The following is a 21,527-nucleotide window of genomic DNA, read 5'->3' on the forward strand; positions in this document are numbered from 1 at the left end:
CAATCCCATGTTATGTGAATACAAATAACGTTTAATAACGAATATTAACTAATCTACGAAATAACGGTGATTATAGGGCTTTTCTTTCTTTTCCAAAATCAGTATATTAATATATATTAACTGGTTGGGTGCAGGATTTGTGCAGGATTTACTCTTTATATAGTTCTCTAATGAATGCTAGAAACCTTTTTAAATAAAAAAATAACCCCGAGCATTCACTCGAGGCTATTATATTTTTCTGCCGCATCAATCAACTTTTGCTCAAAATCAATTTTTTTCTTTCCGAGCAATTCTCGACTGGTCCGCGGTCTGTATTCAGCTTTTAAGTTTTTTCCAAACTCATCATAATCGAAATTACTTTGACTTGCTTCGAAACTGGCCGATCACATTCATTAAATCAACTATTACATCTATAGCTTTGTCAACAAGCCCCATGATCGTTTCCTTTTTGAAAGGTAAATCTACAGTATTATCTGCCGCATCATAGACAGCCTCCACCAATTCGACAATTGCATTTTTCTTTTCTGGACCATGCTTTTTGCCGTCATCGGTATCAGCCTGCTCAAAAATTTCAACAAGTTCTTTTACTTCTTTTAATACACCGAAAGCCACCTGAAAAACAGTCCAAATTTTACTTATAGTTGTTAGCATATTATTAACATCTCCTTATAATTTTTATTTCCAATTTCTTAAAACTTTATTTACATAGATCTGATTTTCATATTCACCATGTTCATTTTTTCGATTGCTGCCCTGGTTGAATGCGCTTATAGCATCATTCCAATCATTGTAGCGATTGTAATTCCATTTCAGATGCTTGCAGCCAAACTTGATTCCTAGCTCTGGTTTGCTTAGCTCTGATAAGTACCTACCTTTAAATCCCCTTTCTCGAGCAACAGCTCCCATTATCTGCATTAAACCCCAGCTAGTCTTTTGGGACTGTTTTTCAGTTTCGGCGTGCCAATGGAATTGAGAAAATGGTTCAACTAACCAGCGATAATGATCTTCATATCTCATGGCAAACGGGTTGCCTGAACTTTCTACTTCAATAATTGCTTTAATTAATCCTGGAGGAATTCCGTATTGTTCAGCATATTTTTTTATTGCTGCATTAATTTTTTGTTTCAAAATATCACCCCCCTAAAAGTGTAACTGCCATCCCAACTATCATACTAGACATTACAGTAATCATGACTGTAATCGCCCAGGTCGGCCTGCCTTGTAAATTTTCGACTATCTTTGCGATGTCTTGTTTCATATTCTCGATATCTCCCTCATTAGTATTCTTCAAATCTTTTTTTAATGATCTACCAAACTCGCATCCTTTTTCATTTAGCATCTCAGCATCAATTTCTGAATGTCCGTTTGCCATAATTTCACCTCAAATATTTATATCTATTTGTTTCCAATTTTGTAAAATCGTCTGCGTAAAAAGTTTGTTTCCACTGGGTAAATCTATATGCTTTTTAATTCTAACCGGTCTTCTAAACCTAGCTGATTAAGTATTTTATCGTCTAATTTATTAATAACTGACATTGTAAGATTATAACTATTGCAGTGTTTTAAAATTCCCAAATAAGAATTAACACTCGCTCTAATATCTTCTAAAGTCACCTCCTCTTCATAATATTTTTTCTGTAAGTATTTTAATTTCTTTTTCATTTTCTTTTTGGTCGATTTTCTCAGTTTGCGATATGGTGGGTAAGTTACATATCCGCAAAAATCTATTCCATTCCATATATTATCAACAGTAGTTTTGTTATTAAGTTCTAATTTTAGATAATCATCAAGAAATATTTCTATCTCTTTTCTGATTGTATGTAATTCTTTTTTAGACTTTCCCAAAATAACAAAATCATCCATGTATCTGACATAATGTTTAATTCTGAGATTATGTTTAATAAATTTATCTAAAAAATCTAAGTAGACATTTGCAAATAACTGGCTTGTTAAATTGCCTATCGGGATTCCAATTCCTTTTATCTTGCCTTTTTCAAAATGATGATCTCCCAGGTGGATTCCAAATTCTCCATCATCACTTTTTATTATTTTCCATAAAAGCTCTAAAGTGTCTCTGCAGCCAATTTTTCTTTTTAGGATATTCATTAAAACATTATGATCAACTCTATAAAAATATTTTGCTACATCTGCTTTTAAATAATAAGTTTCTCTTGGTTTCCTATCCATGATTCTCATTTTATCTTGAAGGTGATCTGCAGCATAATGAGTGCCTTTATTTTTCTGGCAAGCGCAAGAATACTGATAAAATATTTTGCTGTAAATCGGATACAATTGACGATATATTCCCCATTGGACTACCCGGTCCCTAAAAGGTAAAGCCATTACTAGCCTTTGCTTTGGTTCATATACATAAAATTGATGATATTTGCCCTGTTCATAAGTTTTATATATCAGTTCATTCTGCAGCTGGATAAGATTGCTTTCTAATTGACTTGTAAATTTTAACACTTCATGTTTATATCTTTTGCTTTTTCTCGAATTCAAATAAGCCTGGTATAAATTTTCAAAATCATATATTTTAGAATAAATATTTCTAACTTTTTTCGGGATAACCAATCACCACTTTCTCTATATTTGGGTGAAAAGAAAAGCCTACCCAAATGAGAGCAGGCTGTCGCTGACTGTGATAACTTTCTATGTTTCAATACTAGCTATCTGGCCAGCAATTCAAATTTTTTGCTGGATTGACTTTTATTAAGTTCTCAGCAGGGATTAAAGGCCTGTTCTCTAAAAACACTGTAATAGTGGCCGTAACCAACTATTATCTGTAAAATTTATATAAAGAGCACAGGCGCCGCGGCAACCGTTATTGCTGTTGACATTCCACGGATAGTTGTTCAGATTCACCGTCCGAGCGCCGCAATTGACACCGTTGCTCCAGTTGCCGCCAGCACCAACGCCTTTAACCCCATAAATTTATAAGCAAGATTTAATCCAACCACCTAACATTCGGCCGATTTCATCTATTTTCTTAGATACATTTTCGTATTTCTTGTGACTTAAATATTTTCTGTCATGAGCAAACCTGATCAACATTCTTAATTGCTCAATTTTGACATCAATTCTATTCAAAAATCTAACTTTGCTTTTTGATTTATTAGCTTCAATAATTAATTTTGATATTTCCAATACTAAATTTTTAATTTGTGTACATAAAACAAACTTTTCATATTTTGGGAAGTTATCCACTATTGGAAAAAACCACTTCATTAAGTCATATAGCTTTTGTTGTATAGTTAAGTTCTTAATTCAAAACCACCCCAAACCAAAACCATTTCCAAATTACAAATTACAGAGAATCACAGGCGCCGCGGCAACCGTTAACGCTGCTGACATGCCACGGACAGTCGATCAGAGCCACCGCCCGAGCGCCGCAATAGACACCGTGGCTCCAGCTGCCGCCAGCACGCATAGCAATTAATGATACATTATTTTGCATATATGCCTGGCCTTGACCATCTGAGCTGTCTTTTCCTGCATTTAAAACATCATGCCAATCAAAGCCAGTTGATCCTGTATTTCTATAAGTAAATTCATCTAACCATTCTTGGACATTCCCTGCGCAATCAACAATTCCATGAACAGAAACTGCTTGTTCTACAGTACCTGTTGCAGCTCTACCACTATTGCTTGTTGCAGACCATGCAGCATTATTGTCGCCATCATGACCCTGCGGACTACCATAAGCAGCTTGAATCCATTCCGCATAACTTAACATTCTTTTATCTACATTACTAAATAACCTTTGAAAATCATACCAGCAGTAACCTTCTGTACCAGTAACAGGTGTCGAATTATATTCGCTGACTACTTCTTGATCAGGCCAGCTACCAGCTCCGTGACTTGTGAGGTAAATATCTACCCAGATGTCTCCCACTTTTGCCATGCCGGTAGGGTCGCAAGTCGGTCTATTCTGCAAATCCCAAACTGAATTAGAAACTATATTAACATCAATGCTTGCGTTATCATTGAAAGCATCAGCTGTCGATCTTATTCTTCCATAATGAAACCCACCAATTTTCCTTGAATTATTTTCTGTATATCCATCTGGATAAGTTGAGTTAATTGATATAACAAAATCCGGCTCAGCATCAGCTGATGGCTGCAGTGCATATATATAATAGTTTTCTCCAAGAGTGAAACTTGCAAAGCTGCCGTCATTATCTGCAACAGTTAAAATAGTGTCAGTCTCTTTTTTGAGATTTTGCCTATCAATTCTCAAAGCTAATGGAGGTACTGTAATTTCATCAGCTGCACTCTTTTCAATATGTCCTTTGAAGTTGAAAAACGAAGGTGAATCAGCTCCAACGAAAGTTAACATTGATCAATCACCTCCTGGACTTCATCAATTGTAAATCCTAGTTTAAATATTTTACCATCTGGATTATTTACTAATTTATATTGCACTATCTTTTCTGTTCCCTCTTCTTCCTGAGTCATAACTTTGTACTCAGGCTCAGGGCCAGTTCTATCAGATTCTGCTGCAAGTTCTTTGTCAAACTCATACTTTTTGGCTGTATTTAGCAGCCCCTGGTATGCTCTTTTTACTTTTGGTGTGTAGCCAAAGTCATTAATCACATTTTCATAATCCTGTCTTGAATTAAGCACTTTTGGAAAACCTCTCATGTTATCTAACCTCCATTGCTAATGAGCCGTCAATCATTTTAAATTCGTAAATATCCCCTGTTGTTTCGTCTATTAAGTTGTTTTCTGGGTTTGAGCCCTCAGGGCCAGCTTTTACAAGCCCGTACTCTACTTTTTGAATTGTTCCATCTATTACTGCATCAAATAGAACTATAGTTGTCTCATCATTAGTTGAGCTGTAATTAGCTGATTCTACAGCAGAATATACTGAACTAGAATCTAATGTCGCTTTTATTTTTCTATTGGTGACAAATACATCCGTGTAATCTCCGGGCACTGTAAAAGTTTCAGCGCTTACATATGTTACAGTTAACGCGCTGTCAATCCATTCGGTCATATTTTCAGCAAGGTCAGACTTGATAGTTCCGTCCTCATTCATAGCTACTTCCAACCGCTCCCAGAGGGTTTCTTTTGAACCCCTGGCAACTCTTAAGTCTTTTATATACGGATTATACTCATTTGCTAATATCCAGCTTGAGCCGTTCCAAAATTTTAATTTAGCGTCAGTCCAGCCCGATGAAATATCTAACCATGGTTGGCCTTGAGTAGGAGACCCAGGAGAACTTGCTCCTGCCCATTGGCTTATTATTGTTTCAAAGTTTTCATGGAGATATTCGGCCAGTTTGGGGCCGTTAGAGTCTCCCATATCTGCTAACGATTTATGATATTCTTGAGTCATCTGATCACTCCTTTAATATCCTTCTATTATTAATTCTTCTATTGTCCCTCCGACATCATTGTTGTTAATATCTAATATTTTTACATCTACACTTGTTTTACTTTTATTTGTAAAGTTAGCATATTTCATTGTTGACCCATTCTGAACAATATCAGCGGAATATCTAACCGGAACTTTATAAAATTCTATCCCATAATCAGAATAATTTATTGTTTTCCCACCTGTATCAACTGAAATATATCTTTCTACAAGTTCTAAATCAGGAACATCAAATATCATTTCAAGTTGCTCAATTTCAAATTCTGTGCTTTCAGTTTCTATATTAATTTCAGCCTTAAATTGCGCGTATCTGAACTTATATTCGCCTGTCATATACTGCTGCCAGTCAGACCAGTCTATGTTATCATCAGAAAATTTTACATAAATTTGAGTATCATATATTGCAGGTGGATTATTCATACTGTTATTTGGGAAATCATTTAGATTTCTATCATTGAAACTAAGTAAACTTAAATCTAAATCTTGAAAAAACCAATCTTTTTTAATCCTTATATCAGTTCTGCCTACATGACCTGTGTCTATAGCTTCTGTAATGTAATTTGCCTGTTTCTCAAAATCTGGAATTCCGTTTGAATAAGCTTCCAAATCAGGCCAATCGTTAAGAGTATAATTTTGCAAATCATTAAGAGTAAACATATGATTAAACATAATTTTATTATTTATTTTGCTTAAATTTTCAAGTGTAGCATTGTCTATATAATTAAGTTCATTTCTTTCCTGTATTATATTGAGTTCGAGGCCTGTATCTGAAACCTCAAAAATAGTAGAAGTATAATTTACTGATTTTTGCTTAACTCTATCAATAGACTTGATCATGTATCTGTGAGTGCCATCTAGTTCATTTTCTGATGTCCATCTATCCCCAGTTAGTTTGGTCCCGAGAATATCTCCGTTTTCCCAGTCGGTTCCTTTTCTAATTTCATAACCTAATATGTCTGGTTCATCAACTTCAGACCATTTAAAAATAACTTTTGCTCCTTTTTGAGCTACTTGCAGAGTATTGGGCGCTGCAGGTTTATTATCTTTCCCAGAAATAACTATTGAGTTTGAAACCACTCCCGCACTTGTTATCCCTCTATATTTTGACACTGATCTAACTCTAATTTTATAATTGGAATTAACTTTAAGATTCTTAATTTCATAATCATCAGTTTCGGTTGTTCCAGCTATTTGATAATTTCCTCCATCTTCTGAATAATCAACAACTGCATGGTCAAATCTTTCATCGTCAGGAATATCAAATTCAACAACTAGATTAGAATTAAGATTTCCATCTATAGTTGTATATCCATATTCAGTAACAGATAAATTGTTAACTTCTTTTGGCGCTTCAAAAGGATTTTTAAATGTAGATGCATAATTTTCCTGCTGGACTAAACCATCGTCAGTATATATTGCTTCATTATATTCAATAGCAGTAATAGACATATTTTCTTCATTGTCTTCTGATATTTCTGTTATACGAAAAGGTTTGTCTACCCACCCAGGCCTTTCATGAGTAACTAATATTTTATCTCCTACTTCTGCTTCAATTGAGTTTATACCAGCACCAAAGCTAATTATTTGAGTGCATAACTTTGATTTTTTCTGATAATATCTTGCTTCTCTACCCGCTTGAGAAAATCTATTAACACCATTCAGGGTTATAGTTTTCATAGCTTCACCAGACACGCTGTTATCTATGAATCTAGCTCCAATAGTTTCAAAGTTTTCAGCTGGGTCCGTATATTCAACTACAACTTCTCTTAATCTTTCTTTCCTGGAAGAACCTCGCCTTCCAAAGCTTCCTTCGATAATATTATCTGTTTCTTCATCATCAGAAAATATAAAACTTTGAGTTGCTACATCTGGTTTATCAATCTTTAATTTTAATTTTCCATCGGACCAGATAAGAAATGCTCTAAAAGTAGAAAGCATCTCATTAAGAATATCCAATGCTGAACTTTTAGCATCAATAACAAAATCTAACTCAAAGCGCTTTTCCCCGTCCACATATTGATCAGCATATTCTGCAGCCTCTTTGAAAGTTTCTAAATCTATAAAAGCATCAGCGACACCAAAACCAAATCTTTTGTTACTTATAAAATCTAAAACACACCAGGCAGGGTTATTACTGTATTTTGTTATCCATCGGCTGCCGGTCCAAACTCTTACATGCCGCCCTTTTACAATCGCGGTCATAGTTGGAGTGCCTGATGTCTCTAGTTTTTCAGCATCTAAAGTTGTTGAGTAATGGGCAAGATAAGGAAATGTTTGAGAATGCTCGTTTTTCGACCATGAAGATTGGTTTCTATATCCTAATCTAGTTTCTGCACTAATAGATTTATCATCGGCTTTGATTTCTGAAATTGATTCAATCGGGCCTTCCGAAATTCCAACTTGCAGATCCATTAAATTATCATTTTCGCCGCGAATCTTTTGGTTAATTATGTTTCCTGCTACAAGATTCCGGCCATAAACTACCGGGACTGGTATCTGATGAGACTTAGTATTACTAATCGGGCCAAATGAATATGTTGGAGAATTTTTTGATTGATTCATGCTTTCTTGAAATTCTTTGGCTTCTTTATAGTTGTCATAAGAATTACCTACACTAAATCCAATCATTGCTCCGGCTGCTACTGTAACACTTGCCGCTGTACTAGCTGCTGCAGCTCCTGCTGCTAATCCAACTAATGCTCCTACTCCCATTTCCTCACCTCGCTCTCCATATACTATGCAATTTTTTTCTCCACTTTGAAAATTTACTTATTCTTGCTTTCGAATTATCAAATATGTGTATAAATCTATAATTGTCAATCAAAATACCTGCATGTCTTGGCATTCCTCCGACTTCAAAAACAACAACATCTAAGGGCTGCTTATTTTTTTTATTTATCTGATCACAATATAAACTTAATCCTTCGGGCAGTCTATTTGGATTTTCTTTCATCCAGTCAGGTGGCAAAATTTCTCCATCGTTATCTGGGAGATTAATATTATTATCTGCTAAAACATCGACAACCAGTCCTAAACAGTCATAACCTTCTTCCCCTCGGCCGTTAAACTTATATTCTTTACCTAAATACTTTTCTAAATCCATCAGTCAACACGCCTCACATTTCTAATTTTCGGAATGTCTAAGAAACCGCCATAAAACTGAGTGTTATTCCAGTATTTACACCCATGACCACCGTTATAGGTTAAATCACAGCCGGCTTCTAAATGATAACTGTCGCCCGCCTGAGCATTTTGAAAAGGATATTCAACATCTACAAAACCACTTGCAGAATAAATTATTTTTCTGCTTTCATTTCCAACCTTTATAATTCCATGTTTCCAGCGATCAGCCGGCTGATTCATTGCACTATCATATATTCTGTTATTAGATATGCTGTCAATGGTCCCATTTAAAGTTGGGATATTGTAACCGCAACCTTCTCCACCAAATCCACCAGGCCATCTGCAATTAACCCCGTAACTTCTGCGAGGTAATTCGACTTCTAAAGCATCAAGATTAGACACAAGCTCAGCAGTTAAATTATATTCATCAGTTGAAATTGAATCGATAACTGAGTCAGTGAACATTTCTATTTTGTTTTCAAATTTGTCTAAGTGATTTCGAAATACTTTCCAGATCGTTACTTTTCTACCCTCGAATTGAGTATTAGCAATATAGGCCGAAAAGTTTTTATTGACATTATCAAAGGTGACTGTCACACTATCTGGAGCTGTCTTGTTATTCTTTTTGATTTTGCTTCTACTGATACTTGCTGCATAATAGGTTTGTTCATTCCCCTGCTCATCAAAAAACGCTATATTCTCAGGGAACATAGCGTAGTACAAAGTTTCTTCATCTAATTTTATTTGATATAGTTCTATCGGCCAGTTATAATCTTTATCTTTTTCTGCAATTACATCAGGGCTGAGAGTTCGGGGCATTTAAACCAGCTCCTTTAATTCAATTGAAAATGAGTGAGCTTTATTGTCATATACTTCATCGCTTAATTTAGACTGGTTGAATCTAACTTTTATGTCAGACTCAATTATGTTTCCTTCTGAGTCTTTATAATCCCAGAGAAAAGGTTCATATTCGCCCTTTCTGGCATAGAAAAAGTTTGCTATTTCTTCTGCATCATTGTTATAATTGCTTGTTTTGTCAAATTCTAGTTTGAACACTCTGAAAGGCAAACCTTTGGGGCGCCTCTGTTCTCTACCGCCTTCCATTTTGGTGATAAGAGTATTGGTGTTAATATCAACAACCCATGCTTTTTTGTACTTGTAATCAAATTTTTCCAAAAGCTCACCTCCTTAAGATTTTTTAATAGCTTGTCTAAGAGTTCCATTTCTCATAATATCTCGGCCTACAACATTGATAATTGCATCCGGATTTCTACTAACATATTCAGCAAATGATTGAGTATCAATGGCAGTAATGTCGAATATATTTATTGGCGCTGAACCACCACCATTTTGTAATCCTTTTACCTGGTCTTTATTTAGCACATATTCGCCATTTTCTAAAATTGCAGGCACTTCATTACTTTTAAGGCCGATTCCTCCACCTTCGTGATACCTCTGCATTTTTGCAATAGCATTAGCTGGGCTAACAAAACCTCCTTCATGGAAGGTTGGAAGATTTAAACCGCCTAAAGCATAATTAACTATAGGGCCAACAACAGCTTTTTGTAATACCATTGAAGCAATTTGATCAGCTATATTGTCGAATACATCTCCTAAGTCTTCGCCTCTAGCTATTGCATCTGATAAGCCAGTTATTAAATCATCTTTCCAATCAACAAATTTCTGGTTAGCTTCTTCGATTTCTAGTCCTAAATCAACAAAAGCATCAGTCATCCAGTTGATAGATTTGGCTCCTTCTTTTGAATCGCTTTCTCCAGTATAGCCAGTAGCTGCATTTCTTCCCATTCTTCCGAGATTGGCAAGATTAGTTGAAAAGTCATTAGGATCGCTTTCTGCTTTTAATGTTTCATTTATTTTTTCTCTAATTCGCCGCCATTCATCAGTGTCTTTTTCATATTGTTTTAGACGCTCTCTTAAATATTTTCGATATTGAGTTTCAGATATTTTACCCATTTCAAAGCGGTTTTCCATTTTCTCTCTTTCAAGTTGAAGTTCTTTTTTATTATATTTTTCAATAATATCTAATCTTTTTTCTCGATAAATTTTTGTGAGAGTGGCTGTATCCTGGCCTTTTTCCTGCATCAATTCTTTTTCAGCTTCATACTGCTGCTCTAATTGAGCAAGTTCTCTTTCTTTACCATCTTTTTTGAGAAGCTCAAGCTCATTTTGCAATTGTTCTTCCCTTTCAATAGCAGCCTCTTTGCGGCGCTCTGCTTCCTCTTCTTCCTGTTCGTTAACTTCTTCAAGATAATCTTTATACTGGTTATTGTAGAATTGCTCAACCATTTCTTTTAATTTTTCTTTTTGTTCAGCTGTTGCATCTTTGAGATTATCAATTCTTTCAAATTCACCATACATTTTATTTTCTAATTTAGCCCAGGCTTTTTCTGAGTCATTAGACATATTTTCTACTTCTTGCTCAAAATTATATGATTCTATTTCAGCTCTTAATTCATCAATGTAATTTTTGTAATCGCTTTGATCAGATGTTGAACCTCCGCCACCGCCACCAGATAAATCTACTTCTTCTAATTCATTGTTAGTTTCTTCAATTTCTTGCAAAGCCTTTTCAGTCTCATCTAAATCTTTTTTTAGATTATTCAATCTGTTTTGTGATTCGCTTATAGAATATTTTTCACCTATTATGGAATCTTCGCTTGCCCCATTTCTGCGAGCCTCTAATCTCCGTTCTTCTTTTTGGATGTCAGATTCAAGTAGGTCTTTTCTTCTTTTAAGTTCGGCTTCGTTTAGCGATTTAACATTTCGCTCCATAAATTTAAGCTGCTTGTTTCCCTCGTAAATTCTTTTTGCAAGAAGGCCAAAGCCTACTATAACAGCTCCGCCGATCATATAAGGATTTAAAGCTGCAGTTAATCCGCCGGCTCCGTTAATTACATTTGTTAAAGAGCTCAATGTAAGAGATAAGTTTCCGGTAATGCTTAATACTGGTCCTAAAGCAGCCGCCACTCCTGCACCAAAAATAACCATGTCTTGCTCTTCTTCTGATAAGTCATTGAAAGCATCTACTACATCTATGACATTTTCCTTTATTTGAGTCATTATTGGTTCTAGTTCTGCACCTAATTCAGCTAAAGATTGCTCTAAATCATAATTAGCTTCTGCACTTTCTACAAGTGCTTCATTATTATCTTTATACTGCTCATATACATCTGATAGTCCGGTATTGGCAAGAGTCTGCATTACATAATCAGTTGCTTTGCCGTTTTCTTTTGCAGTCTGCAGCCCTTCATTAAAATCATCTAAATTAATACCTAATCTTGACAGCATTTCATCAAATTGACCAACTGACTGTCCCGATCCAATAGTTTCCTGGATTGATTCAGATAAATTTTCAAACTTCAATGTGTCTGGGAACTGTATAACAGCACCAGCTATATCATCAATAACACTTGATAATTGTTCATCTCTGAAACCTGCAGCTAACAAACTGGATAATCCCTCAACGTTAGAATCTAATTCGCCAGTAACGGCGTTAAGATCTGACATATATCCGTGCATTTCATCAATACTTACATTTGCAGTTCGAGCGTTATTTTCAAGAGTCGAAACTTCTTTTCTAAAATCTCTTGTTCCTTCTGTAAGCGCAAAAAAGGCAGCTGTAATAGGTAAAGTGACATGAGTATTAAGGTTATCACCGATTCCTTTCATTCTATTCCCGAACTTTTCCATGCCGTCCGCAGCTTTTTGCATCTTTCTGCTAAATTCATTCGCTTTTCTTTGGGTTTTCTCGAGTTCATCTGTAAAACTTTCAAGCTGATCTTCAGTTTTAATCAGCTCTCTGCGATATTCCCGGTATTCCTTTTCTCCAACATCTCCAGACTTATATTGTTTCTGCATGTCTTTTTCAGCTTGTTTTAATACATCAAGTTTTTCTTTAGTTTGCTCAACTCTTTCTGTAAGAATATCCTGTTTTTGAGCCCAGAGTTCAACTGAGTCTGGATTGAATTTTAATGCTCGATTAACCTGGTATAATTCTCTTCCTATTTTTCTTGATTGAGAACGAATATCTTTAAGAGCCTTGTCAAGGCCTTTTGTCGATGCTCCAATTTCTACAGTTATACCTTTTTTCTGAGCCACTTAATCACCTCCCGAAATGATTTTGAAAACTTTGCGGAGTTCCTTGGGGTTCAGATATTTTCTTTTCTTCTTCAATATCTTCGCCAAAATAAATTCTTTGTAATCTTAAAAAATCTAATAAATGTATATAATTTAATTCATCGATAGAATAATTCAATCTTTTAGCAATAGATAATATATATAAATCTAATCTATCTATGTTTCTTTCAGTTTTTTTTTACTCTTTTTTTCGTTTTTATTATCTTCAAATTCTTTACCACTGAAATTTTCTTCTAATCTTATAACTAGATCCACAAGCCAGTTGAGATTAAGTAAGTTCGGTTTATCAAATTGATTAAGCCACTCATCATAAGTAGGAAATTTAAAAATGTCATTATCTGCTTTGTTGAGACAATAAACAAATTCTAGCAGCTCATCAGATATTTTTTTGATTTCATCCTGCTCTTTTTTAATTTCTCTAAAATCTCCAGTTTCATAATTTTTATATTTTTCTTGAATGCCGCCAACTTTGGCGACCGCTTTCCCTACTTCTTCTAAAAAGTTTTTATCAAAATTATCTCTGTAAAGTTTTGGGACTAAGGCGGAAAACCTCAGTCCCAAAGTGTGATCCCATATATTAATCTTTTCTTGCAGCATTAATTATCACCTACACATCAGTAGTTGAAGGAACGGAATCAAAGAAGTTAACATACCCAGAATCATTTTCGAATATTTCTCCCATAACTCTACGCGCTGTTTCTTCTACAAACATTGTTAAGTTAAGGGTTTCTGTATCAAATGTAACTGAGTCCTCATTAGTGTTGTTATCTTTTGAAGGTCTAGAAGCTTTAGTTCTCCAAAAAACAAATCTCATGTCTTCTTCATTTCCATTTATTTGAGCCATTAAAGCAAATTCTTTTGGCTCATCATCTGCAGACTCGACAATCATTCCATTTGAAAAGACTGTTTTCCCGAGCATTTCAGCTTGAATCTCTCTAGGGATAAAGCCAGCTTCAATAGAGCCTGTATATCCGTTATTAGTTTCTTCTTCAAGTTGCTTAGTATCATCTCCGAACAATTCAGCTGTGTCACCTTCTGGATCTGCAGCAAAGTTAATAACTCCTGGAATTTGTTTTACTTCACCGTATCCAGTTGTTCCAGCAGTGACAGCTGCAGAACTACCCATTGTAGCTCCAGTTGTTCCAGTGTCAGTGAATGCAATTTCTAAAGTAGAATCATTTTCTTGCACTACTTTAGTTTTAAGGGATATAACACCTTTATCGTTTCTAGCATCAAAAACTGGACTAATGATATCATCATTGTTTAAAACATTGACAATTGCAGATGCAACTTTGCTCACTGTAGTATGAGTTTCGCTTGCTAACGGAACTACTACAGAATGAGGAGAATCTGCTCCAAGCAAAGTTCCTGCTGTAACTTGAATTTCTATTTCTCCGTCTGTCGAAGGTGCTGCAGTAACTTCAATTTTTTCAGCCTGCGCTTCTCCTTTAAAAGCTATGTGGAGATTTCTTAATCCCCATGTACCTTTATTTGACATAAATTTCACTCCTTTATATTATTGATATTTCATAAACTGTCTGATACAAATCTTCATCGTCTAAAAATTCTTGTGATTTCTGATAAGCAATCCCTAAACTTTTAAATAAATTTTCGATTTCTTTTTCAACTGGCGGATTCCACTTTTTTGTATATAGTTCAACATTAAAATATTCAACTCCAACATAATTAATATTATCCGCCATAAAATCATTGTTATACCGATAAACAATTAGAATAAATGGAGGAGATTGAGGTTCTTTAAACTTTCGATAAGCTGTTGGGTATAAAGTTTTGAGTTCAGCCAGTAATTCTTGATAAATCATTCAATCAACCTCCATTCTCTAGTATTTTGTTAATATTTCTTTGGTACTCAGCAATATATTTCTTCTCAGCCGGTCCGATATGCGGTATTCCTTCGACTCTACCAGTTCCACCATCAATTGCATGTCCATTCTCAAGTAAATGAGTTAGCTGCGGTTTATCTTTGTTATATACTGTAATAACAATTTTCCCGTACTTTTTGCTTGTAGAATAGCTCCAGCCGTTAGCATATTCACCCGTTTCTTTAGGAGAATTACTTTTAATTTCTCTTTTCATTTTACGAGCAGTTGAACGAGTTTCTTTTTCAATTGCATCTTTAACAGGTTCAGTATAATCCTGGACTGAGTTAACTATTTCATCTGCGAGCTGGTCAATGCTAACTGTTTTAGACATCGCCATTCACCCTCTCGCAAGTGAGAATAGTTCTTGCGCCCATCTTTTGGCTGCGGATAATATTATAAATTGTTCCATCAAATTTAATTTCTTTCTCGCCATCATATTCAACTGAGCGAATTTCAAATTTAACTTCTGGTCTTAATCCCTGGCTAGCTGCATTATAATATTCAGATGATCCAATAGAATTTTCATTTGCAAAGACTTTTCTTTCGGTTCGAGTTTCAATCTCATTTCCCCACTCGTCTTGAGTAATTGTAGTTGAAATAAGATGAATAATTTTGTTATATCTCATTCAATCACCCACTTATCGTTATGTCGCCAGTGATATCAATATATTGAGCTTCGCCATCAGCAATTTTATATTCTACTTGATTTTTTGGCCTGCTATAAAAAATAACTGTCCCAGAGCTGGCAGTTTCTTTTTCTTCTCCATCAAAAACAACAGTACATTGTTCAGAAGCATTGATAGTAATTTTGTAACTGTTATATTCTCTGAGTTGAGATAATTTATTTGCAATTGACTCATAAACTTCTAAAAATCTTTCAGCTTCTGGGTTGTCATAGCCAAAGTTTCCTTTGCAGTATAAAGTAATTGCATAAACAGTTAAATCATCTGTCTCTTCTATTTTTAATAAACCTTTAGTGTCTAAATCGCTTTTGGCTGCTTCGATTACTCCGGTTATTTCTGCATCATAATCATTGGCTGTAATTCTTAATGAAGTCTTTACATCATCCAAGAGAGCCATTTAATCGCCCCCTATACTATTAGATACACATTTACATCAGTGCCGTTCATTGCGCTATCTAATAGCACTGTATTGTTTTCAATGTTGGCAGAATCGACAGCAACAGTTGGAGCGGTAGCTTCTAAAACATTATCTCTATAAGCTTTTAATACGGTGTTTCTTTCAAGCTTATAAGGTAATCCTAATTTGTTGGCTACTCCCACCTGGACCTCATCAGTTCCAGCATTTGTTTCAACCGGCAACTCAATACTTATGACAGTTTTGAAAGCTTTATTGCCTTGCACTTCTGTATCGCCATTAAGAGCAATTGTTTCGCTGATTGCATTATCATCAATGTCAGTTCCGTTAATTACAATATCCCCAGCCACACTTGCTGCATTAGCTTTAATTTTTAAGTTTCTAGGAACATTAGGATCAGTAATCCCAGATGTAATAGTCTGAGTTTGAGAAGTTAAGGATGTAGAGCCTAAAACTCCAGCAATATCTTGAGCTTCAACTGCGCCAATATCTAATTCTGCAATAGCTCTTAGTTTTTCACTTGTGCCAGCATCATTTTTTACTTTTCTGTCAAGTTTATGATTCAATGCTACATAACTCATTTATTTATACCTCCTTATAGAAAAGGGCTAGCATAAGCCAGCCCTAATAATTATTTATCCTTTTTTGACTCTTAAGAATCCATTTTTAGAAACGACATTACCTCCAGAGAATACAACTCCTCTATGAGCTAACATACCTTCCTTAAATTTATAATCGCTAGATCTTTTAACATCAACGTCAGAGAATACTGTCATTTTATAATGAGACAAGACTCCATAAGCCATGGAATATTCGCCTGCTGTTACTGCATCATCGGAGATAGCATTACAAGCAGAGTTAATGATATAAGGAACGCTGTCAATAGTCCCTGTGTTGCCGTTATTTTTTACATCATACACTTTTGTTCCATCGGTATGTCTTAATGTAGCAAATTCTTTTAAGTCTTTTTTGTTAAGTATTAATACAGCGGCATCTTCAACATCTTCATCCCCACCATAGCTATAAATGATTTCATCAAGAGTATTTTCATCAATAGAGGCAATTGACTTGTCAGTAGTTGCATCAATAGCAGTTGCTCCATCATCAAAAATCCCGACAAAGTGACCTGTTGTTCCATCGCCAATAAGAATTTCTTTAGTGATTTTCTTTCTGATAGCTTTTGTTATACCTTTCATTACTTCTTCGTCATAATCGGCAGCAGGAAGTTTAAGTATTTCTTCTGTATCTTCAGCATAAGCAGTAACTTTTGTTTTGTTAATATCAGCATATCCAAAAGTTGTTTCTGCAGTAGTCGGAGTTCCCTCTTCATCAGTATATCCACCTTCGCCATAACTTTTTACATATGATTCTTGGTAGCTTTCCCCGCCCGGTAGATTTTTAACTGCAACTCTATCAATTAAGCTAGATACTTCGTTGAATGTAGGGTTAATGGCATCTGACTGGTGTTTTTCTAAAAGAACGTTAGATGATCCAACAGTAACAGAACGTTTTTCTTTTAGGTCTTTGCCTCTCTTTTCAGCTTTGTCTACTTTTGGTTTTGTTTCTTTGGCTGCTTCAATGCTTCTTACTTCTGTTTCCCCAGCTTTAATACTTTCCGCAACTTTTTGCCGCTTTTCTTTTTCTCTCAACTCTTCTTTTTCATCCTGAAGTTCTCTAACTTCTTTTTCTAGCGCATCAATATCAACATCAGCTTCTTTATCCTTTAATTTGCTTCTGATTTCTGTTAATCTTTTTTCAATTTCTTTTATACGGTCCATTATTTAATCATCTCCTTAAATTTTTGTTAAAAGAATTAATCTTTTTCGCTTTTCTTTTTCATTTTTATAACCTTTAAGACTTCTCATTTTGATTTCACTACTTGAATAAGCGGGGAAAGTGCATGGACTAACTTCATGTATTTCAGCTTCTAAAACAGTTCTTTTAAGAATAGTTCTGCCTTCAATCTCTATTTCTGACCATTTATCATCAATGACTGTAAATGCGAATGAGCTGCCGTCAACATCGCCTCTTTTAATGCTTTCTAAAGCATCATCTCCCCATGAGTTGTTTGGCAAATCAATGTCGTAGTTTAAACCATTAGAATCAGAATTAAACCTTAATGTTCCACTTTTAACACTTCCTAGCGGGAGTTCTGACTTATGATTCCAGAGAGCTTTTTGGCTTCTATCTTGTAAGCTTGCATCAAAAGCACCTTGAGCAAATTCTTCTACAAATTCATCACCCCAATAGTCAGTTAATATTTCTGATCGCTGGTTATATTTAAGGGCATAACCACCAATAGTTCTGCTTTGCCCTTCTTCTAACTCTCTTAATTCAATATCAGTAGAACGGTTTCTTTTTTCTTTTTTATTCTTCATCTTCTTCGGTGTCTTCATCTACAAATTCACCCCCTTCTACTGGTGCTGTATCTAATCGCCTGACTGGCTCATCTCCGCCTTTGATTGGACCTAAATTCATTACTTTGCGCCATTCATTAGGAGTTAGCGCTCCTCTATCAACCATATTCAGCAGATTCAGCTTTGTTTTCATGCTTGCATACTGCAAGTTTGAAGCTTCAAAAATTATTCTATTGCCATATCCTCGCTCTCTTTTGGTAAAAAACACATTTGTAAAAGCATTAGATAATTGAATCGCAATTGGTTCTATTTCTGACTCATAAAAAGAGTTCCATTCGTCTTCATCATAGTTATTCATTACAATGCTTTCGTTTACACCAAAATAAGCATATAGCCGTTTTATTGAGCGATCCATTTGTGCTGCATTGGGAACATAATCATTGGGCTCAACTTGTTCTGCATCATAAGACGGATCTGTTGCTGCAGCTCCAACTTCATTCTCGACTGACAAATAATTATTGACAAACTCTTCAAGTTCCACTTTTTTATCTTCTGGTCTAAGTTTAGACTTAAACTTTAGTAACCAGCGAATAACCGCTCCATTTTTAATCGCATTTATAACTGAATTGTCTGTGTTTGTTATTACATCCATTAAATTTTGCAAGGCTTGATAATGGCCGTCTCCGAAAATATCATGTTCATTAAAATCTTTTCTAAGATGAATAACATCTTCATAAGGAACAACTACATATTTGCCAGTTTTAAACCAAAGTTTCATATATAAATCATTTGAATTGTCCTCAACTAACTCTGATCTACTCACTGGAATTGGATAAATAGCTTTTATTTTTGCATCTTCCCTATCTATATAAGCAAAAGCATTATGGTTAAGTTCTCTTTGAATAACCATTTTAGAAAGAAAATCCTGCATACTCATGTAAGAGTTTGGGTTTTGTAAAACTTCTCGAATTTGTGGCCTATCATTTACTTTTATACTGTCGCCTGAGCCTTCAATATGTTTAGGATTTAACTTTCCGATAGCGTCTGATTTCGGCCTTATGCAAGCTCTGACAATATCGTTCTGCCAAACATCACCAGACCAGGGAGAAAAATAATTATTAGATGAACTGATTAACTTAAAAGCCTGAGTGGTTTTATTAGTTTTCCCGCCTCCGAATATCTTGTCAAATAACCCCAAATAATCACCTCCTAAATCATGTTTTCATACTCTTGCATTTTGTCTTGGAGTATCACATAAGCATTAAGCATTGCAGCTGTACCATCAATTCTTTTTCTTTGATTACGCTGCTTTGCGGGTTGTATATTAAGATTTTTATCTATATCAACTGAGGTATTACTCAAACACCATTTAGTTATTGGATTGTTGTCATAATTAATTTTATGAGCTTTTAAATCAGCCCCCAGTTGTTTCATTGGTCCTGATAATGTTTTTTTACCCTGGATAACTGGAATCATTGCTTCTTTACCAAAATGACCTTGCATTTCCTCAACCCAGTAATTAGCACTCCAGGAGTCATAACCAATCCAGGGAATATAAATATCTAATTCATTTTGGACCTCTAAATACCACCGAGTAACAAATTTCGGATGCACTTTGTTGCCTGGAGTGGTTCTCATATAACCTTGTTTAACCCACTGGTCATAAGGAATTTTATCTTCTCTGGAACGCTGCTCTAATAAATCTTCTGGCAGCCAATACATAGATAAACAATATATTGTCGGATCATCTGGAAGCATAAAAAGAACACTACTTGCAGTTAAATCAGTAGTGCTGGATAAGTCAGTTCCTCCGATGCCATAACGGGGATTTAGCTCCCCAACATCAAAGTTTGCTGTATTATTCAATTCTTCAAAGTTTAACCATGCTTCAGAAGATGTTTCTCTGATATTAAAATCTTTAGTTAATAAGTTTTTAACTAATAAAGGATTATTTTGTGCTTTATGAACCTTAGTTTCTAAGTTGTCGGTTTTCTTAATAGTACCAAGCCCTGGATTAGCTTTTCTCCAGTTTTTTCTGTCAGTCCATTCGGACCTTTTGTCTAACTCATAAATAATTGGTAAAAATCTTTCGTCTTTATAACCTTCTGGATCATCAAATCCATTAATAATCATTTCTGCTTCATCATACTTTAGGTCGTAAACTTGCTCTCTAACAGTCCCAGCAGTTGTGATCATAAATATTAAAGGTTGTTCTCTTGCTGATGTACCGTCTTTGATAACATCGTAAAGGTTCTTGTATTTCCATGCGTGTATCTCATCAAGAGAGGCTCCATGCACATTGAGCCCGTCTAATCTATCGCTGTCAGACCCGAGAGGCACAAAAGTTGAATCATTATGTCGGCCCTTTAATTCTTTAACCAAAGGTTTAATGCTTTTCAGTAAGAATGGTGATTTTTTAACCATTTTCTTAGCTTCTGACCATACTATTTTGGCCTGTTTTTCTTTTGTAGCAACCGCATATATTTCGGCCCCTGGTTCATTATCGGCAACTTGAAGATATAAAGAAATCGCCGATGAAAGAGTTGATTTTCCATTCTTTCTGGCAACGACTAATAATACTTCTCTATATTTTCTTGTTCTGTTAGTTTTATGAATAAACCCAAAAATAGCTGCTATAAAAGCCTTCTGCCAGAGTTCTAATTTAAGCGCCTGGCCTCCCCATTTACCTTTTGATTGTTTGCAAAAATTTTCTATAAACTCAATTGCATGATTAGCGTGGCCGGCACTATACTCCCACTGGCTTTGATCGTCATGAACATCAGCTACAAGTTTTTTATAAACTTTTTTAACTTTTTTGCAGGCTATTATTTCGCCAGATTGAATTTTATTATTATATTCAATGATTGGATTATAACTCAAAGGATATCTTATATAATTACTGTTGTTTTTCTTAGTTTTTTCTTTTGTTTTTTTAGGGTGCTGCCAACATCTCCACTCATTTGGTGGATTATCATTAAATTCTTTTTCTCTGCTGCATCTGCTGCCATCGTTTTTAGTTCCTGAGCATCTAACTATCATCTTTAATCAGGCCTCGATGCTTCAAACTTTTCTATAATATTTTCGGGATTAGTAACTTCTTCTTTTGGCAACAAGTCAAGCAATTGCTTCATAACAGCATTATGTCTATTAACTAATGAAATATAGGTGCTTGCTTCTGGAGATTGTTTAGTACCCCATTGGTTTTCTCCATTCTGATACTTTGATACAACTCCATTAGCATTGATTTCATCCTGCAAGTCCTGGAGAGTTATGGCCATAAATGCTGCATTTGCAATTAATGACTTTGCTATATCCATTCTCTGGCTATCTATATCTAAATCTTCTAAAATTGCTCTTAATCTTTCTTTTTCTTCTTTAACTCGCCTATCTTTTTCTAAAAACTCGTTATTTTTAGCTGCTGTATTTGACATTTTATACCACACCCCCCTCGTGAGCTTGATATGTATTAATTGTGTATCCCCTCTCGGTCCCCAAGCAGCCACCACCCCCGAGAAAAATAGGGGG

25 protein-coding genes are annotated in these 21,527 nt (G+C 35.1%); all 25 read right to left on the minus strand.

Translation table 11 applies throughout. The features are described from left to right. Positions 1-354 precede the first annotated feature (354 nt). The 25 genes from DFR79_RS13765 to DFR79_RS13885 all read right to left on the minus strand — a co-directional run bounded on the left by DFR79_RS13765 (position 355) and on the right by DFR79_RS13885 (position 21,433). Positions 355-651 carry a hypothetical protein gene (locus tag DFR79_RS13765; RefSeq protein ID WP_133516054.1) on the minus strand — a complete coding sequence of 99 codons (297 nt, stop codon included), beginning with the start codon at positions 649-651 and terminating at the stop codon, positions 355-357. 24 nt (positions 652-675) lie between these two features. Further along, positions 676-1,128, minus strand: a complete 453-nt coding sequence (locus tag DFR79_RS13770) for a lytic transglycosylase domain-containing protein (protein ID WP_166638062.1) — start codon at positions 1,126-1,128, stop codon at positions 676-678. Between the two features lie 4 nt (positions 1,129-1,132). Further along, on the minus strand, positions 1,133-1,372 hold the full coding sequence (locus tag DFR79_RS13775) for a hypothetical protein (RefSeq protein WP_133516056.1): 240 nt from the start codon (positions 1,370-1,372) through the stop codon (positions 1,133-1,135). An 83-nt stretch (positions 1,373-1,455) separates the two neighbouring features. Further along, positions 1,456-2,469, minus strand: a complete 1,014-nt coding sequence (locus DFR79_RS13780; protein WP_279512894.1) for a reverse transcriptase/maturase family protein — start codon at positions 2,467-2,469, stop codon at positions 1,456-1,458. 468 nt (positions 2,470-2,937) lie between these two features. Then, on the minus strand, positions 2,938-3,270 hold the full coding sequence (gene avd, locus DFR79_RS13785; protein ID WP_347814041.1) for a diversity-generating retroelement protein Avd: 333 nt from the start codon (positions 3,268-3,270) through the stop codon (positions 2,938-2,940). 40 nt (positions 3,271-3,310) lie between these two features. After that, positions 3,311-4,342, minus strand: coding sequence for a hypothetical protein (locus DFR79_RS13790; RefSeq protein WP_133516058.1), 1,032 nt, complete (start codon positions 4,340-4,342; stop codon positions 3,311-3,313). Next, positions 4,336-4,647: a hypothetical protein gene (locus DFR79_RS13795; RefSeq protein WP_133516059.1), complete on the minus strand. Its 312-nt coding sequence runs from the start codon at positions 4,645-4,647 to the stop codon at positions 4,336-4,338. The genes DFR79_RS13790 and DFR79_RS13795 overlap by 7 nt, the downstream gene beginning before the upstream one ends. Position 4,648: 1 nt before the next feature. Next, positions 4,649-5,344, minus strand: a complete 696-nt coding sequence (locus DFR79_RS13800; RefSeq protein ID WP_133516060.1) for a hypothetical protein — start codon at positions 5,342-5,344, stop codon at positions 4,649-4,651. A gap of 12 nt (positions 5,345-5,356) precedes the next feature. Further along, the gene (locus DFR79_RS13805) at positions 5,357-8,095 is read right to left on the minus strand and encodes a phage tail protein (RefSeq protein ID WP_133516061.1); all 2,739 of its coding nucleotides are present in this window, start codon (positions 8,093-8,095) and stop codon (positions 5,357-5,359) included. Positions 8,096-8,099: 4 nt separating this feature from the next. Beyond that, positions 8,100-8,486, minus strand: coding sequence for a C40 family peptidase (locus DFR79_RS13810; protein ID WP_133516062.1), 387 nt, complete (start codon positions 8,484-8,486; stop codon positions 8,100-8,102). Continuing rightward, positions 8,486-9,325 carry a DUF2163 domain-containing protein gene (locus DFR79_RS13815; RefSeq protein WP_133516063.1) on the minus strand — a complete coding sequence of 280 codons (840 nt, stop codon included), beginning with the start codon at positions 9,323-9,325 and terminating at the stop codon, positions 8,486-8,488. The genes DFR79_RS13810 and DFR79_RS13815 overlap by 1 nt, the downstream gene beginning before the upstream one ends. Continuing rightward, the gene (locus tag DFR79_RS13820) at positions 9,326-9,682 is read right to left on the minus strand and encodes a phage tail protein (RefSeq protein ID WP_133516064.1); all 357 of its coding nucleotides are present in this window, start codon (positions 9,680-9,682) and stop codon (positions 9,326-9,328) included. 12 nt (positions 9,683-9,694) lie between these two features. After that, positions 9,695-12,625 (minus strand): hypothetical protein, encoded by a 2,931-nt coding sequence (locus tag DFR79_RS13825; RefSeq protein ID WP_133516065.1) that lies wholly within the window; start codon positions 12,623-12,625, stop codon positions 9,695-9,697. Between the two features lie 195 nt (positions 12,626-12,820). Then, the gene (locus DFR79_RS13830) at positions 12,821-13,261 is read right to left on the minus strand and encodes a hypothetical protein (RefSeq protein WP_133516066.1); all 441 of its coding nucleotides are present in this window, start codon (positions 13,259-13,261) and stop codon (positions 12,821-12,823) included. 10 nt (positions 13,262-13,271) lie between these two features. Then, positions 13,272-14,162 carry a major tail protein gene (locus DFR79_RS13835; protein WP_133516067.1) on the minus strand — a complete coding sequence of 297 codons (891 nt, stop codon included), beginning with the start codon at positions 14,160-14,162 and terminating at the stop codon, positions 13,272-13,274. 13 nt (positions 14,163-14,175) lie between these two features. Beyond that, positions 14,176-14,487, minus strand: a complete 312-nt coding sequence (locus DFR79_RS13840) for a hypothetical protein (protein ID WP_133516068.1) — start codon at positions 14,485-14,487, stop codon at positions 14,176-14,178. 4 nt (positions 14,488-14,491) lie between these two features. Then, the gene (locus DFR79_RS13845; protein ID WP_133516069.1) at positions 14,492-14,878 is read right to left on the minus strand and encodes an HK97 gp10 family phage protein; all 387 of its coding nucleotides are present in this window, start codon (positions 14,876-14,878) and stop codon (positions 14,492-14,494) included. Then, a complete protein-coding gene (locus DFR79_RS13850) occupies positions 14,871-15,173 on the minus strand; it encodes a phage head closure protein (protein WP_133516070.1) in 303 nt (100 codons plus the stop codon). Before DFR79_RS13850 ends, DFR79_RS13845 begins: the two co-directional genes overlap by 8 nt. A gap of 4 nt (positions 15,174-15,177) precedes the next feature. Continuing rightward, on the minus strand, positions 15,178-15,627 hold the full coding sequence (locus tag DFR79_RS13855; protein ID WP_133516071.1) for a head-tail connector protein: 450 nt from the start codon (positions 15,625-15,627) through the stop codon (positions 15,178-15,180). An 11-nt stretch (positions 15,628-15,638) separates the two neighbouring features. Then, positions 15,639-16,226 (minus strand): hypothetical protein, encoded by a 588-nt coding sequence (locus DFR79_RS13860; protein ID WP_133516072.1) that lies wholly within the window; start codon positions 16,224-16,226, stop codon positions 15,639-15,641. 54 nt (positions 16,227-16,280) lie between these two features. Beyond that, positions 16,281-17,423, minus strand: a complete 1,143-nt coding sequence (locus DFR79_RS13865) for a phage major capsid protein (protein WP_133516073.1) — start codon at positions 17,421-17,423, stop codon at positions 16,281-16,283. A 15-nt stretch (positions 17,424-17,438) separates the two neighbouring features. Beyond that, positions 17,439-18,041 (minus strand): HK97 family phage prohead protease, encoded by a 603-nt coding sequence (locus DFR79_RS13870; RefSeq protein WP_208107558.1) that lies wholly within the window; start codon positions 18,039-18,041, stop codon positions 17,439-17,441. Next, entirely contained in the window at positions 18,013-19,200 is a 1,188-nt protein-coding gene (locus DFR79_RS13875) for a phage portal protein (RefSeq protein ID WP_133516074.1), read from the minus strand. The genes DFR79_RS13870 and DFR79_RS13875 overlap by 29 nt, the downstream gene beginning before the upstream one ends. An 11-nt stretch (positions 19,201-19,211) precedes the next feature. After that, positions 19,212-21,041, minus strand: a complete 1,830-nt coding sequence (locus DFR79_RS13880) for a terminase large subunit (protein WP_133516075.1) — start codon at positions 21,039-21,041, stop codon at positions 19,212-19,214. Positions 21,042-21,043: 2 nt separating this feature from the next. Further along, positions 21,044-21,433 (minus strand): hypothetical protein, encoded by a 390-nt coding sequence (locus DFR79_RS13885; RefSeq protein WP_133516076.1) that lies wholly within the window; start codon positions 21,431-21,433, stop codon positions 21,044-21,046. Between the last annotated feature and the right edge of the window lie 94 nt (positions 21,434-21,527).

The organism is Halanaerobium saccharolyticum (assembly GCF_004362045.1).
In the GTDB taxonomy this organism is placed as follows: Bacteria; Bacillota; Halanaerobiia; order Halanaerobiales; family Halanaerobiaceae; genus Halanaerobium; species Halanaerobium saccharolyticum_C.